Raw genomic sequence first — 14,866 nt, 5'->3', positions numbered from 1 at the left:
ACCAGTGGTCTATTTAGGTTACCGAGCTGTGATACCAAAGGGTTGACCAGTGGTTGCTACCAGATTTAACGTGAGTGAACTCACCCCGCTACAAATGGCTCAGAGGTGGACGAAACTCCTATGAACGTTACTTCTCATTCACGCCGCAGACGCATGGCCGTTGCGGGCGTGGCCGCGGCTGGAGCCCTCGTACTCGCTGCGTGCTCGTCGGGCGGCTCCGGCGGCACGGACGGAGCGCCCGGCTCGACCGGGAGCTCCGGCGGCGGCAAGTCCAAGAAGCCGATCGTCGCGCTGCTGCTCCCGGAGAACGCCACCGCCCGGTACGAGGCGCGGGACAAGCCGACGTTCGAGAAGCAGCTCGCGGAGAGCTGCCCCACATGCCAGCTCCGCTACTACAACGCGGCCGGGGACGCCGGCAAGCAGCTCAGCCAGGCCGAGTCGGCGTTGACCGAGGGGGCGGGCGTGCTGGTGATCGACCCCGTCGACTCCAAGGCCGCAGGGGCCGTGGTCGCCAGCGCCCGCCGCCAGGGTGCGAAGGTCATGAGCTACGACCGCGTCATCTACAACGCGGGCGTGGACTACGGGGTGAAGTTCGACAACGTCCAGCAGGGCGCCGTCGGCATGCAGTCGCTGCTCGACAAGCTGAAGAAGGACGGCAGGACCTCCGGCAACGTCGTCATGATGAACGGCGACCCCGTCGACTCGGGCGCCAAGCCGGAGAAGGACGGCGCGCACAGCGCCGTCGACAAGTCCGGCTTCAAGGTCGCCGCCGAGTACGACACCAAGGGCTGGTCGGCCGCCAACGCGCAGAACCAGATGCAGCAGGCCATCACCAAGCTGGGCGCGGCCAACATCGCCGGGGTCTACGCGGGCAACGACGGCATGGCCACCGGTGTCGTCGCCGCGCTCAAGAGCGCGGGCGTCACCCCGATGCCGCCCGTCACGGGTCTGGACACCCAGCTCGACGCGATCCAGAACATGGTCGCGGGCGACCTGTACGAGAGCACGTACCTGCCGGTCGAGACCGAGGCGCGGATCGGCGCCAAGGCCGCCGCCGCGCTCGCCACCGGGAAGAAGCCCGACGGTGACCTGCTCAACGGCACCATCGACGACGGCGCCGGCAAGGTGCCCGCCTACCTGCTGCAGTCCATCGCCGTGACGATGGACAACATGAAGGAGATCCTGCTCGACAGCGGGTATCTGACCGTCGACCAGATCTGCACGGCCGACTACAAGAAGGCGTGCGCCAAGGCAGGACTCGCCAAGTGACCTCGTTGCCCACCGGCGATGCCGCCCAGGTCGTGGCAGTCGACCTGGGCGGTACCACCGTCCGCGCGGCGCTCGTCGACCGCAGCGGGGCCCTGACCGCCCGGCTCAAGGAGCCCGTCCGGCACGGCGCGGCGCACGAGCAGGTCGCCGACCTCATGACCCGGATCGCGGCCGGCACGGACGCCGTCTCGGCGGTCGTCGGCCTGCCGGGGCGGGTGGACCACCTCCAGGGCCGTCTGCACGTGGCGCGGAATCTGCCGTCCGCCGACCTCGGCCGCCTGTCGGCCGCGCACCTGGGCGACGTCACAGGACTGGCCGTCGAGCTGGCCGGCGACGCCGAGCTGGCCGCGATCGGCGAGGCGTACTACGGCGCCGGAGCCACCACCGGGACGACCGCGTACCTCACCCTCTCGACGGGGGTCGGCGCGGCGGTCGTGAGCGACGGCCGCGTGCTGTCGGGACGCGTGTCGGGCTTCCAGATCGGGTTCCTGCACCTGTTCGGCGCCGGGCGCCCCATGATCGAGGACCTCGGCTCCGGGCAGCGGGTGCGCGAGGCCGCGCGCGAACTCGGCAGGGACGTCGACTACCGCGCCCTGACCGAGCTGGCCTCCGGGACCGGCACCGCCCCACCAGAGCGGCACGCCCGCGAGCTGGCGTCCGGCGCCCTCGCCGACATCGCCGACGTGGCGTCCGCCGCCGCGATCCTGCTGTGCCACGTCGTCTCGCCCGACGTGCTGGTGGTCGGCGGCGGGCTCGCCCGCGCGGCCGGCGCCCACCTTCTCGACGAGCTGGACCGTCGCATCCGCGACACCGCGGCCTCGCACGTCTCCTGGGACGTCGAGGTACGCGCCGCCCTGTGCGGTGACGACGCCGGCCTCGCCGGCGCGGCCGCGTGGCACCTCGCCCAGCCGCCCGCGGTCGCCGCCGCGGCGGACCGACGCAGCATGAAAGGAGACCGCCGATGACGTTGACCGTTGAAAAGGCAGGAGACAGTCCGCCGCCCGTGCTCGAACTGGAGCACATCAGCAAGAGCTTCGGCGCCGTGCAGGCGCTCAGCGACGTCAGCATGAGCGTCGCCGTAGGAGAGGTCGTGGCGCTCGTCGGCGACAACGGGGCGGGCAAGTCCACCCTGATCAAGACGATCGCCGGCGCGCACCCCCGCGACGGCGGCACCATGACGGTGAACGGCGAGCAGGTGTCCCCGCGCAAGCCCACCGACTCCACGCGCCTCGGAATCGCGACGGTCTACCAGGACCTCGCGCTGTGCGACAACCTCGACATCGTCGCCAACCTCTTCCTCGGGCGCGAGAAGCACCACGGGGGTTTCCTGAGCGCGCTCGACATGGAGCAGGTCGCCGTCGACCTGCTCAAGCGGCTCTCCGTCAGGATCAAGGACCTGCGCGCACCCGTCTCGTCGCTCTCGGGCGGCCAGCGCCAGTCGGTCGCCATCGCGCGGTCCCTGCTCGGTGACCCGCGGCTGGTCATCCTGGACGAGCCCACCGCCGCGCTCGGCGTCGAGCAGACGGCCGAAGTCCTCGAACTCATCGAGCGGCTGCGCGCCGAGGGGCACGCCGTCCTCATGGTGAGCCACAACCTCGCCGACGTCTTCGACGTGGCGGACCGGATCGTCTGCCTGCGGCTCGGGCGCAGCGTCACCGAATTCCCCGTCGAGGGGACCACAGAGGAGCAGGTCGTCGCCGCCATCACGGGCGTCGCCGACAGCAGTGCCCACAAGCGCCGGAAGCGGCGCCGCGACCGGGCCGAGGAAGGATGACCGTGACCACCGACACCGCCACCGGACTCACCCAGCCCGGCGTCCTGCCGCCGGAGCCGCCGACGGAGGGGAGCTGGCTGCGCGAGCGCGTCCAGCACCTGCGTACCGGCGACTTCGGGCCGCTGCCCGTCATCCTCGGCCTCATCGTCATCTCGCTGGTCTTCCAGATCGCGAACGGGCGGTTCCTCTCGCCGCAGAACCTCTCCAACCTGAGCCTGCAGATCGCCTCGACCGGCGTCATCGCGCTCGGCATCGTGTTCGTCCTGATCATCGGGGAGATCGACCTCTCCGCCGGATCGGTGAGCGGCATCACCTCCGCCTCCATGGTCGTGCTGAGCATCAACATGGGCTGGCCGCCGGTCCTGGCGATCGTCCTGGCGATCGTCTTCGGCGCCGCGATAGGCCTCTTCCACGGGTTCATCTTCACCAAGCTCGGCGTCCCGTCGTTCGTCCTGACCCTGGGCGGCCTGCTGGCCTGGCAGGGCGGCCAGCTCCTGGTCCTCGGCAACCAGGGCACGATCAACATCCCCTACAACGGCGCGATAGCCTCGCTCGCCAACACCACGCTCCCCGCGTGGATCGGCTACGTGATCGCCGTCGTCTACGCGGTGGGGGCGTTCGGCACGACCTTCCTCACCGCCAGGCGGCGGCGCGAGCGCGGACTCTCCGTGCGGCCCCTCACCGGGGGCCTGATACGCGCGTCCGTGGTCACGGTCGTGATCCTCGCGGCGACGATCGTCTTCGCGCAGTGGCACGGCATCCCCCTGTCGCTGATCATCTTCGTCGGGCTCGTGGTGCTGGTCGACGTACTGCTGCGCGGTACGACGTTCGGCCGCAAGCTGTTCGCCGTCGGCGGCAATGCCGAGGCGGCCCGGCGCGCGGGCATCCAGGTCGGCACGGTCAAGGTCATCGCCTTCACGATCGCCTCGTCGCTCGCCGCCTTCGGCGGTGTGCTCGCGGCCTCGCGACTGTTCGCGGTCAACCAGGCCAGCGGCGGCAGCGACATCCTGCTGAACGCGATCGCCGCCGCGGTCATCGGCGGCACCAGCCTGTTCGGCGGGCGCGGCAGCGCGTATTCCGCACTGCTCGGCATGCTCGTCATCGGAGCGGTGTCCAACGGCATGGATCTGCTCAACCAGACCTCCGCCGTCAAGTACGTGATCACCGGCGCTGTCCTCGTCGCCGCCGTCGTGATCGATTCCCTGGCGCGACGGGGAAGGGCGGCTAGCGGCCGATGAGCGTCAACGCGTTTCTGCGACAGGGCTTCGTCCCCTTCGAGGAGGGGGTGCTCGACCAGGCCGGCCGGCTCACCGGGATCGCCCCGGTGCTGCGCGAGCGGGCGCTCGCCGCGGCGGCCCTCGTCGGCCGGCCCGCCCAGGCCACGTTCATCGGCATCGGCGCGAGCCTCGCGGCGCTCGCCGCACCGGTCGCCCACCTGTCGGCACGCGGCATCCCCAGCGTCCGGCTCAACGCGGCCGAGGCGGGTCCGTTCGATGACAGCGCCACGCTCGTCGCGCTGTCCCAGTCGGGCCGCAGCCGCGAGACGGTCGACGTGATGCGCGCGGCCCCGGGCCGCAAGCTCGCGGTCGTCAACGTCACCGACTCGCCGATGGCCGCCGCCGCCGACTCGGTGCTCACCCTCGGCGACCTGCCCGACAGCCTCGCCTCGACCATCGGGTTCACCGCCTCGGTGATGGCCGTGTCGATGCTCGCCGAGACCTGGACCGACGGCGAACCGTCCGCGTCGTGGCTCAGCCTGGGGGAGCGGCTGGCCGAATTCCGCACGGCGACCTCCGAGCGGGCCGAGGAGATCGCGGACCTCCTGTCGGCCGCGTCGATCATCGACCTGGTCGCGCCGGCGGACCAGCACGGTGTGGCCGAAGGCGGCGCGCTGCTGCTGCGCGAGGTGACCCGGGTGCCCGCGGCGTCCTTCGAGACGCGGCAGTATCTGCACGGGCTGATGGAGTCGACCCACCCCTCGACCCTGCACATCGTTCTCGACGGTCCCGACGACGGGCAGATCGTCCGGGCCCTCGGCTCGCTCGGCCGCCAGATCGTCGAGCTGCGTACCGGCACGCACGTCACCCACGGCGAACGGACCCTGGTCGTACCGATCGAGGCGCACAGCCCGCTGGAGATACCGGTCTTCGTGGCCGCGCTGCTGCAACAGGTGGCGCTGCGCTCGGCGCGGGCGCGGGGGATCGATCCCGACGAATTCCTCTTCCTCGACACCGGCACCAAGCTCGACGACGGCGAATAGCCGCCACCGGCCCGGCCGCCGGACGACCGCCTCCGCGCCGCGCGGCACGGGCCGCCCAATACGTCCTTCTCACTCAATCCCAACGGACACAATCGGGGTCATGTCTACTTCGCCAGCACTGCACCGCAAGGTGGCGCAACACCTCAGGGAACGCATCGAGTCGGGGGTGATCGCGCCCGGTTCGAGGATGCCCTCCGAGCGGGTTCTCGCCGAGCAGTTCGACGTCAGCCGGGTCACCGTCCGCCAGGCGCTGAAGGATCTGGAGGTCGCCGGCCTGGTCAAGGTCGTCGCGGGCGCCCGGTGGGTGCCGGCGGAGACGTCCGCGCCGGCCTCGCTCCGGCCCGCCGGGTACGAGGCGGAGTCGATCGAGGAGGGCGCCACCGGGCTGGTGAGCTTCTCGGACCTCGCGGCCGCGAACGGCCTGACCTCCAGCTCGAAAGTGCTCAAGTGCCTCACCCGGGCCAGCTCGCTGGACGAGGCGGACCTGCTGAGCATCGCGCCGGGCGCCCCCCTCGTGGAACTGGTGCGGCTGCGGCACCTCGACGGCATCCCCACCCTGATCGACTTCTCCCTCGTCCCGGAGGGCCTGGCGCCCGGCCTGGGCGAGCACGACTTCTCGACCGCTTCCCTGTACGGCACGCTCGCCGAGCAGTACGGCCTGCACGCGGTCAGAGCCGACTGCGTCATCGAGGCGCGCGACGCGAGCGCCGAGATCGCCGAGAGCCTCGGCCTTGCTCCGGGCGGCTCCGTCCTGGAGATCGTCCAGACCACGTTCGACGAGAACCGCCGGGTCGTGCAGTGGTGCCGCAGCGTCTACCGCGGCGACCGCTACCGCTTCCGCGCCACCCTCCAGGGCCATCCCGGCGGCGCGTACCGCCCCCAAGCCGCGGAGCCGACCGGCCGCGGCGCCGTTCCCCATATAGCGAGGTTGTACCCATGAGAGTTTCCGCACGTGGCGCCGTCATCGCCGGCGCCTGGGTGAAGGGCGACATCGAGGTCGACGACGGACGGCTGGTACGTGCCGGCCTGCCGTCGACCGGCACGGGCTACGTCCTGCCCGGCCTGGTGGACCTCCAGGTCAACGGCTACGGCGGGGTCGACTTCAACGCCGCGACGGCCGAGGACTTCGAGCGGGCGTTCGCGGCGCTCACCCGGGACGGCGTCCTCCACGTACAGCCCACCGTCATCACCGACTCCGAGGACAACGTCGTCCGCCAGCTCCGGGTGCTCGGCAAGCTCCAGGAGTCGGCGCCGCGCGGCGCGAAGGTCGTCGGCGTGCACGCCGAAGGACCGTTCCTGTCCCCGCACCACCGCGGCGTGCACCGCACCGAACACCTCCGCGACCCCGACATCGGCATCGTGCGGCGGTTCCTGGACGCCGGGCCGCTGCGTACGATCACCGTCGCCCCCGAACTGCCCGGCGCGCTGGAGCTGATCGCCTGGGCCGCAGGGGAAGGGGTGATCGTGCAGGCCGGGCACTCGGGCGCCGACACGGCGACCGCGTACGCGGGCTTCGACGCGGGCGCCCGCGCGGTCACGCACCTCTTCAACGGGATGATCGCGTTCAGCCACCGCGCCCCCGGCATCGCGGGCGCGACGCTCAACCGGGAGGAGGTCGCCATCCAGCTCATCGCCGACGACATCCACCTGGCGCGCGAGACCTCGCTGTTCGCGCTCAAGGCCGCCGAGCACCGCATCATGCTCGTCACCGACGCCGCGTCCCCGGCGGGGGCGGGCGACGGCGACTTCACCGTGGGCGGCTTCACCGTCACGGTCACCGACGGGGTGCCGCGCCTGCCCGACGGCACCCTCGCCGGCAGCACGGTGACGCTGCTCCAGCAGGTGCGCAAACTGGTCGAGCACGACTGGCCCATCGACCGCGCGGTCAACCTGGCCAGCCGCGCGCCCGCCCGCTTCTACGGGCTCACCGGCGCGGGGGAACTCACCCTCGGCGGCCCGGCCGACCTGATCGTGACCGACGAGAACGTCGCCGTCGAGCGCGTCCTGGTCAGCGGAGAGGAGTTCGCGGCGTGAACCTCCTTCCCCGCGGGCTGATCGTCTCGCTCACCCCGTCACCGCAGTCGCCCTGGCAGAGCACCGAGGACGCCGTCCGGCTCGCCGCCGCCGCGCAGGCCGGCGGCGCCGTCGCCGTGAAGGTGGACGGCCCGGACGCCGTACGCGCCGTCAAACGCGCCCTCCCCGGCTTCCCCGTGCTCGCCGTGAGCATCGACGGCTCGCACGGCGGGGTCGTCCGCATCACACCGACGCTGGAGCACGCGGCCGCACTGGTGGACGCCGGCGCCGACGTTGTCGAACTCGAGGCGGACTCGGCGGCGCGCCGCCACGACGGGCAGGACCTGGCCGAGCTGGTCGCGTCGTTCGTCGCACTCGGCAGGCCGGTCAAGGCGGGAGTGCCGGGGATCGACGACGCGCGTACCGCCGTGGCGGCGGGCGCCGCGATCGTCAGCTCGTCCACAATGGGCTACCCCGCCAAGGCGAACACCGGCCCGCTGCCCGACCTCGGGCTCGTGGCGACCCTCGTGGCCGCCGCCGGGGTGCCGGTCGTCGCCGAGCGCGGCTACTCGACACTGGACGACGTACGCGCGGCCATGGACGCCGGCGCCCACGCCGTCGTGGTCGGCTCGGCCATCGCCGACCCCGTCTGGCTGACCGCCCGTTTCGCCGGCGCGGCCTGCGCGACAGCCCCGTAGCCCGGCACGTGGACCCCGGCCGGGAGCCCCGCGGCAGGGGCTCCGCGGCCGGATCCGGATCCGGATCCGGATCCGGATCCGGATCCGGATCCGGATCCTGGTCCTGGTCCTGGTCCCGCGGGACGGAAGCGGCTCAGCTCGGCGCCGCGGACACGATCAGGTGGTCCACGACGTCAAGGAGGCTGGCGCGGCGCCTGTACGCGGCGCGCTGGCGTTCGGCGCCGTTGCCGCGTCGCAGCCGCGACCAGCCGGCGCGTACGAGATCCGTATCGCCGTGGCGTCGCAGGGCGGGCTGAATCCACGTCAGGAGCCGTTCGGCCAGAGCCGGCGCGGGGATCAGGTGCGCGGAGGGCAGATCGACGCTCTGCCCGGCCAGGCCGTCGCGTGCGGCGCGCCAGCAGGCCGCGCGCAGAATCTCCGGCTGCGGACGCGGCGCCGTCTCCCCGGCGTCGATCTCCTCCAGCGCGGTGGCGGCCATGGCCCGGACGACGGCGGCGAGCAGCAGGGTCTCGTCGGCGGTGGTGGCGGCGTCGGCGACCCGGACCTCCAGGGTCGGCACATGGCTGGAGGGCCTGATGTCCCAGTACACGCGGTCGCGGTCCATGACGGCCCCGGCCTCGATGCCGCGGCTGACGAGGTCGTCGAAATGCGCCGGGGACTCGAAGTACGGCGGGGGACCGGACACCGGCCAGCGCGCCCAGGTCATGGTGCGCCAGCTCGCGTAGCCGGTGTCCCGCCCCTCCCAGTAGGGGGAGTTGGCCGACAGGGCGATCAGCGAGGGGATCCAGGGGCGCAGGTGGTTGCTGACCTGGAGCGCGCGGGCCAGGTCGGGGATGCCGACGTGGATGTGGCAGGCGCAGGCGATCTGCTCGTCGTCCAGGGCGCGGAAGGCCGCGACGCTCTCGGCATAGCGGGCTCCGTCCGAGAAGAGCGGCGGAACCGGCGGGCCGAGTATGGGGGAGCCGCTGGAGATGATGCGCAGGTTCTCCCGCGCGGCAGCGGTCGCGACGACGGCCCGCGCGGATCGGATCTGCTCGCCGAGAGGGGCCATGCCGAGGTGCGGATCGGTCCGCGTCTCGACCTGATAGCAGGTCAGCTCCTTGGTGACCCGCTCGCCCAGTCCGAGGGAGGAGGCGTGCTCCACCACTTTGGGCCCCTGCGGGCTCGGCTCCCGGGACACCGGATCGACCAGGAGGTACTCCTCCTCCACCCCGACGGTCAGCAGATCCTGTGTCACCGCGCCGGCACGGCCACGGCTGCCCGGAAGGCGGCCTTTCACGCTCGCGGCGCCATCGGCTTCACCATCCATAGTCACCATGCTGCCACGGAGGGCAATAAATGCGTCTGGTGAGGCGGGAGTTTCGTCGGGCCCGGCGAGGAGCGGGACAGGCGCGAGGAGGGCGCGGGGGAGCGGCGCCCGCTGGGCAGAGACGCGCGGGCGCGTACCGCGTCAGACGATCACGACCTCCACGCCCGCGTCCTCGAAGCGCGCTGCCGCGCCCGGCGGGATGTCCTGGTCCGTGACCAGCGTGCCGACGGTCGAGATGTCGCAGATCTTCGCGAAGGCGCGCTTGCCGATCTTCGACGAGTCGGCGGCGACGATCACCCGCTGGGCCCGCTCGGCGAGCAGGCGGTTGATACTCGCCTCGTCCTCGTGGTGGGCGAAGGCGCCCTCCTCGGCGTCGATCGCCCCGATGCCCAGCACCGTCACGTCGAGGGTGATCTCCCGCAGCACACCGCTGGCCAGCGCGCCGGTCAGCTCGTAGGACAGCGGCCGGGCGACCCCGCCGGTGACGACGGTCTTGATCTGCGGCCGGACCGCCAGTTCGTTGGCGATGTTCAACGCGTTGGTCACCACGGTCAGCGTCGGCTGGCGGCCGATCCCGCCCGTGGCGTCGACGGCCATGTCGCCGCGCAGCACCAGCGCGCGGGCCACCTCGGTCGTCGTCGTTCCCCCGGTGAGACCCACCACCTCGCCCACTTCCACCAGTGCGGCGGCGGCCTGGGCGATGCGCTGCTTCTCGGGGGCGTGCCGGGAGGTCTTGTAGCGCAGCGGCAGCTCGTACGAGACACCGTGGGCCACCGCGCCGCCGCGGGTGCGGTTGAGCATCCGCTGCTCCGCCAACTGGTCCAGGTCCCGGCGGATCGTCGCGGTCGAGACGTTCAGGTCGCTCGCGGCCTCTTCGACCTCCAGCCGGCCTTTCTCGGCCAGCAGATCCAACAGCGCGGCCCAGCGGGCGTCCTTGGACACGAACCTGCTCCCTCATCACGCGATCTGCGAGTGGCCAGCGTCGCACACCCGGCTACGGAGCGGGTCGCGCCGCCGTCATCTGCCACGTTGCACCTGTGCAGTATGCATGAGTGGTCACTTTTACGACCGGAACGTCCGGTGCCGGCCGGCGCGCTCGCGCCGGGCGCGGCCTTCGCGCCGGCCTATGCCCGGTCCGCGGCGGTGGTCAGGCGGGCCGGCTCACCGGCGACCACCCGCAGCAGGTGCTCCGCGGTGCCGGACATCGCCTCGCGGGCCGCCCGCAGATAGCGCCGCGGGTCGACGGCGGCGGGCTGCGCGGCCAGCTGCTCGCGTACGGCCTCGGTGAAGGCGACGTTGAGGGCCGTGCCGATGTTGACCTTGACCACGCCCGCGGCCACCGCCTGCCGCAGCTCCCCGTCGGGCACCCCCGAGGACCCGTGCAGGACCAGCGGCACGGGAACCGCCGTGCGCAGCGCGGCGATCAGCGGGTGGTCGAGGCGGGCCGAGCGCCGCGTCATCGCGTGCGAACTGCCGACGGCGACAGCGAGCGCGTCCACCCCGGTCGCGGCCACGAAGGCGGCGGCCTCGACCGGGTCGGTGCGGACACCGGGTGCGTGCGCCCCGTCCTTGCCGCCCACCTCGCCCAACTCGGCCTCCACCCACACGCCGTGCCCGTGCGCCCACTCGGTGACGCGGGCGGTGGCGCGGACGTTCTCGCCGTACGCGAGCCTCGACGCGTCGAACATGACCGAGTCCGCCCCGGCGGCCACCCCCGCGCGCAGCAGCTGCTCGCTCTGCACGTGGTCCAGGTGGAGCGCCACCGGGACCGAGGCCGCGCGGGCGACCGCCGCCGCACCGGCCAGCAGCGGTTCCAGCCGGCCGCCGTGGTAGGCCACCGCGTTCTCGCTGATCTGGAGGATCACCGGCAGCGCGGCGGCCTCGGCGGCGGCCGTGATCGCCTCGGCGTGCTCCAGGGTGATCACATTGAACGCGGCGGCGCCGCGGCCGGCGGCCCGGGCGGCGGTGACGAGGTCCGCGGTGGCGGCGGTGGTCATGGCGTCCTCACGGTGGCAGCGGCAGCGGGTCGTGGGCTGCCGGCGGGTGGTCGGTGGTCGGTGGTCGTCCGGCACGGTGCCGGGCCGCGAGGGCTCAGGCCAGAACGACGGAACGCGTCAGGTTCCGCGGACGGTCCGGGTCGTAGCCCCTGCTCTCGGCGATGGCCACCGCCAGCCGCTGCACCCGCACCAGGTCGGCCAGCGGGTCGAGCGCGGCGCCGCCGCCGTCCGCCGCCGAGCCCGCCTCCAACCGGCCGCCGACACCGGCGACATCGGCGGCCAGGCCCTCGGGCAGCGCGCCGAGGACCCAGGCCACCCGGCCGGGACCGGTGATGCTGATCGGCCCGTGCCGGTACTCCATCGCCGGGTAGCTCTCCGTCCAGGCTCCGGCGGCCTCCCGCATCTTGAGCGCCGCCTCCTGGGCCAGGCCGCAGGTCCAGCCCGTGCCGAGGAAGGTGAACTGCTCGGCCGCGACCAGGTCCGCGGGCAGGTCCTGCGCGAGGGCCGGCCCGAGGTCGGCGACGGCCCGGGTCAGGTCCTCGCCGAGGTGCGCGCGGAGCAGGGCGAGCGCGGTGGTGGCGAAGCGGGTCTGCACCACGGACCGCTCGTCGGCGAAGTCCAGTACGACGACCTGGTCGACGGCGGCCGCCACCGGGGTGTGCGGGTCCGCGGTGATCGCGGTGACCGGCACGCCGGCGGCGCGCAGCCTTTCCGCGGCCCGCAGCACCTCGGTGGTGGTGCCGGACCGGGTGATGGCCAGCACCCGGTCGTAGCGGCGGCCGAAGGGGAATTCCGAGGCGGCGAAGGCGTCCGTCTCGCCGTGCCCGCGCTGTTCGCGCAGCGCCGCGTACGACTGGGCCATGAACCAGGAGGTGCCGCAGCCGACCACCGCGACCCGCTCGCCTTCGCCCGGCAGCTGCCCGGCCGCTGCCGGGGCCATCGCTGCTGCCCGCTGCCAGCACTCGGGCTGGCTGACGATCTCGGCGGTGGTCGCGGAGTCAGTGGGCGGCATCGGCTCTCCTCGGTGCGCATGGCGGCGACCACAGCACATGCTCTGATCGTTTCTGCTTGAAGAGAGACTACATCAAGCATTCTCTTGCATGAATGGCCGGGATCGCTGTCCGTCGCCCCGGATCAGCCGACCGCCCATCGCTGGAGGGCGGCGCCGGTGTCGGGCTGCTGGGTGACGAGGGCGCCGTCGGTGGCGGCGGCGGCAGTGAGCAGGAGTCCGCTCTGCACGGACCTCACGGCGTAGGTGCCGTTGGACTGCTGGGTGAGGGTCCAGTGCTGGTTGGCGCCGCCGGTGCAGTTCCACTGGATGACGTGGGCGCCGGCCGTGGTGGCGCCGCCGCTGACATCGGCGCAGAGCCCCGACTCGGCGTTGGCCAGCTGGTAGGAGCCGTCGGGCTGCGAGGTGAACCGCCAGCTCTGGTTGGCGCCGCCGTTGGCGCCCCAGAGGGCGAGCTGGGTGCCGGCCGCCGTGCTGTGGTTGGGGTCGTCGAGTGCTTTGCCGCCGGTCAGGAGGGTGTGGGTGCCGTTGAGGCCACCGGGCGGTGCGGTGCCGACCGCGGTCATCGCCAGGGTCTGCTCGGCTGCTGTCCGGGATCCGCCGACGCTGCTGCCCGTGCTGTTGGTCCAATACCGCGCCGGGGTGGTCTCGGCGGTCCTGGCGGTGTCGGCGGACAGGCCGATGACCAGGCCGCTGTAGCGGTTGACCAGCCGGTAGGTGCCGGCCGCCGCGCCGCCCGCGGACGTGCCGGGAATGATGAACCACTGCTGGCCGACCGTGGGGCCGCCCGGTGCGGCCGCGGTGACGGTGGGGGCGGTGCCCCAGGCCCGGGTGGCGCTCGACGTGGCGGGTACGCCCAGCAGCTGGCCGGTGGCGGAGTTCGCGATGCGGTAGGAGCCGTCGCCGTTGCCCGTGAAGGACCACGCCTCCAGCGCCGATCCGGTGGCGGCCGGCAGGGAGGTGGTGGCGGAGCCGCCGGACGCCTGGGCGAGCACCCGGCCGTTTCCGTTGGCGATCCGGTAGGACTTCGCCGGATCGAAGGGCGACGCGGCGGGCTCGGCGGTGTCGATGGTGATGTTGGCGTACGTACCGGAGGCGCCCGCGGCGCAGCCGAACGAGCAGTAGGAGCGGAAGGACTTGCCGACGATGCCGGAGCCGGTCTTGTTCGCGCTGTCGATGAACCAGCGGTACCAGGAGGCGTCGGTGTAGCTGCCGGTGTCGCCGAGCAGATACCACTTCTGCGTCGACAGGTCGTCGGTGGCGTAGAACTGCTGCGGCGCGTTGCCGCTCTGGTCGACCGCCTGCGGCTCGCCGATGTAGAGGCCGAGGTACGCGTCGTAGGTGACGTCCATGACGAACAGCGGGGACGTCGGCGGGGCCTTGCCGGCCGCGACCTGCTGGTCGACGCTGCCGGTACTGGCCGGGTCGTACTCGGCCGGGGCGGGGGTGTAGCCGGTGCTGGTGGCGCTGGTGGCCGGCACCAGGTTGCTCTCCTTGCCGCCCGCGCCGGGCTGCGACCAGGCCCCGTCGTACCACTTCTGCCAGGAGCCGGGCGCCATCTTGCCGGAGATCGGGGCCCGTGCCACGTGCTCGTAGAACGCCTTCCAGCCGCCGTTCTTGTCCACCACGCGTGAGCCGTAGTAGGCGTAGAAGTACCCGGAGGCGGTGTCCACCAGCAGCCGCTGGTCGCCGTCGCCGTAGGAGTACGTCTGGTTGGGGAAGGCCGTCGTGTCCCCGCGCTTGGTGCTGTACGGGGACGTGATGACGTGCGCCTTGATGGTCCAGGTCATGCCCTGGTCCGTCGAGACGGCGTAGTCGATGGCGTCGTAGTGGAGCCCGTCGCCGAACGGCTGCGGGGTGAACTCGTTGTGGACCAGGCCGTACCAGTCGCCGGTGTCGGGATCGACCCACACTCCGGACAGGTCGCAGTAGTTCTTCTGCGCGTAACCGGATCCGGAGGGGGCGGCGGTCGCGGTCAGCCCGGTGGGGCTGTTGTTGCACCGCCAGGTGGTGTCGTTGTTCCTGTCGCTGGAGTTGGACGGGTTGACGGCGTTGCTGATCGCGCTGGACCGGGTCGCGGTGTCGAGGTTCGCACCGGTGAAGAAATCCCAGTACCGCGGGTCGCTCGCGCCGTACAGGGCGGCGGACTGCTGGAAGTAGAAGGTGCCGTCCTTGTCGAGGTAGGGACTGGCCGGGGTGTCGGTCGGGTGGGTCCAGGAGCCGGACGATCCGACGGTGACCGTGTAGCCGCTCGTGGGCGGTGCCGCCGACGCCGTGGAGGCGGCCAGCGTGCTGCCGCCCGCCATGGCCAGGGCCCCTGCGGCGCCCGCGACGATGAGTCGTCGAATAAAGGACAAGGTCGTTCCTTCTCTCGTGGGGGACACGGTCCTCGGCCGGGGCGGGGCAGTGGGGAGCCGGTCGCTGACAGTGGCCGGCCGGGCCCGCCGGTGTCCGGGCGGCCGGTGCGGTGCTGTGTTGTGGGGTACGGCGGAAGCCGTTGTGCCGCGAACTGCCAATCACGTGCGTGGAGATGGTTC

13 protein-coding genes are annotated in these 14,866 nt (G+C 72.4%); 8 read left to right on the top strand and 5 right to left on the bottom strand.

Annotated elements, in window-relative coordinates; all coding sequences use genetic code 11:
* The first annotated feature begins 168 nt into the window (after positions 1–168).
* The 8 genes from OHA86_RS05160 (at position 169) to OHA86_RS05125 (ending at position 8,014) form a co-directional block, all read left to right on the top strand.
* Positions 169–1,269 carry a substrate-binding domain-containing protein gene (locus OHA86_RS05160; protein WP_329172879.1) on the top strand — a complete coding sequence of 367 codons (1,101 nt, stop codon included), beginning with the start codon at positions 169–171 and terminating at the stop codon, positions 1,267–1,269.
* On the top strand, positions 1,266–2,234 hold the full coding sequence (locus OHA86_RS05155) for an ROK family protein (protein ID WP_329172878.1): 969 nt from the start codon (positions 1,266–1,268) through the stop codon (positions 2,232–2,234). The genes OHA86_RS05160 and OHA86_RS05155 overlap by 4 nt, the downstream gene beginning before the upstream one ends.
* Positions 2,231–3,043, top strand: coding sequence for an ATP-binding cassette domain-containing protein (locus tag OHA86_RS05150; RefSeq protein WP_329172877.1), 813 nt, complete (start codon positions 2,231–2,233; stop codon positions 3,041–3,043). Before OHA86_RS05155 ends, OHA86_RS05150 begins: the two co-directional genes overlap by 4 nt.
* Complete coding sequence (locus OHA86_RS05145; protein WP_443071638.1) at positions 3,040–4,281, top strand: sugar ABC transporter permease; 1,242 nt, start codon at positions 3,040–3,042, stop codon at positions 4,279–4,281. Before OHA86_RS05150 ends, OHA86_RS05145 begins: the two co-directional genes overlap by 4 nt.
* Positions 4,278–5,303: an SIS domain-containing protein gene (locus OHA86_RS05140; protein WP_329172874.1), complete on the top strand. Its 1,026-nt coding sequence runs from the start codon at positions 4,278–4,280 to the stop codon at positions 5,301–5,303. Before OHA86_RS05145 ends, OHA86_RS05140 begins: the two co-directional genes overlap by 4 nt.
* 100 nt (positions 5,304–5,403) lie before the next feature.
* Positions 5,404–6,243, top strand: coding sequence for a GntR family transcriptional regulator (locus OHA86_RS05135; protein WP_329172873.1), 840 nt, complete (start codon positions 5,404–5,406; stop codon positions 6,241–6,243).
* Positions 6,240–7,337, top strand: coding sequence for an N-acetylglucosamine-6-phosphate deacetylase (gene nagA / locus OHA86_RS05130; RefSeq protein WP_329172872.1), 1,098 nt, complete (start codon positions 6,240–6,242; stop codon positions 7,335–7,337). Before OHA86_RS05135 ends, nagA begins: the two co-directional genes overlap by 4 nt.
* A complete protein-coding gene (locus tag OHA86_RS05125; RefSeq protein ID WP_329172870.1) occupies positions 7,334–8,014 on the top strand; it encodes an N-acetylmannosamine-6-phosphate 2-epimerase in 681 nt (226 codons plus the stop codon). Before nagA ends, OHA86_RS05125 begins: the two co-directional genes overlap by 4 nt.
* Before the next feature lie 133 nt (positions 8,015–8,147).
* Here OHA86_RS05125 and OHA86_RS05120 read toward each other — a convergent pair whose 3' ends face one another.
* The 5 genes from OHA86_RS05120 to OHA86_RS05100 all read right to left on the bottom strand — a co-directional run bounded on the left by OHA86_RS05120 (position 8,148) and on the right by OHA86_RS05100 (position 14,686).
* Positions 8,148–9,251, bottom strand: coding sequence for a carboxylate-amine ligase (locus OHA86_RS05120; protein ID WP_329172869.1), 1,104 nt, complete (start codon positions 9,249–9,251; stop codon positions 8,148–8,150).
* Positions 9,252–9,464: 213 nt separating this feature from the next.
* On the bottom strand, positions 9,465–10,265 hold the full coding sequence (locus OHA86_RS05115) for a DeoR/GlpR family DNA-binding transcription regulator (protein ID WP_329172868.1): 801 nt from the start codon (positions 10,263–10,265) through the stop codon (positions 9,465–9,467).
* A gap of 182 nt (positions 10,266–10,447) precedes the next feature.
* The gene (locus OHA86_RS05110) at positions 10,448–11,320 is read right to left on the bottom strand and encodes a class II fructose-bisphosphate aldolase (protein ID WP_329172867.1); all 873 of its coding nucleotides are present in this window, start codon (positions 11,318–11,320) and stop codon (positions 10,448–10,450) included.
* Between the two features lie 94 nt (positions 11,321–11,414).
* Positions 11,415–12,332, bottom strand: coding sequence for an SIS domain-containing protein (locus tag OHA86_RS05105; RefSeq protein WP_329172865.1), 918 nt, complete (start codon positions 12,330–12,332; stop codon positions 11,415–11,417).
* Between the two features lie 122 nt (positions 12,333–12,454).
* Entirely contained in the window at positions 12,455–14,686 is a 2,232-nt protein-coding gene (locus OHA86_RS05100) for an RICIN domain-containing protein (protein WP_329172863.1), read from the bottom strand.
* Positions 14,687–14,866: the final 180 nt, after the last annotated feature.

Origin of the sequence: Streptomyces sp. NBC_01477 (assembly GCF_036227245.1) — a bacterium.
Taxonomy (GTDB): domain Bacteria; phylum Actinomycetota; class Actinomycetes; order Streptomycetales; family Streptomycetaceae; genus Actinacidiphila.
The sequence above is the reverse complement of the archived record's forward strand: the minus strand, read 5'-3'. Positions and strand labels throughout refer to the sequence as shown.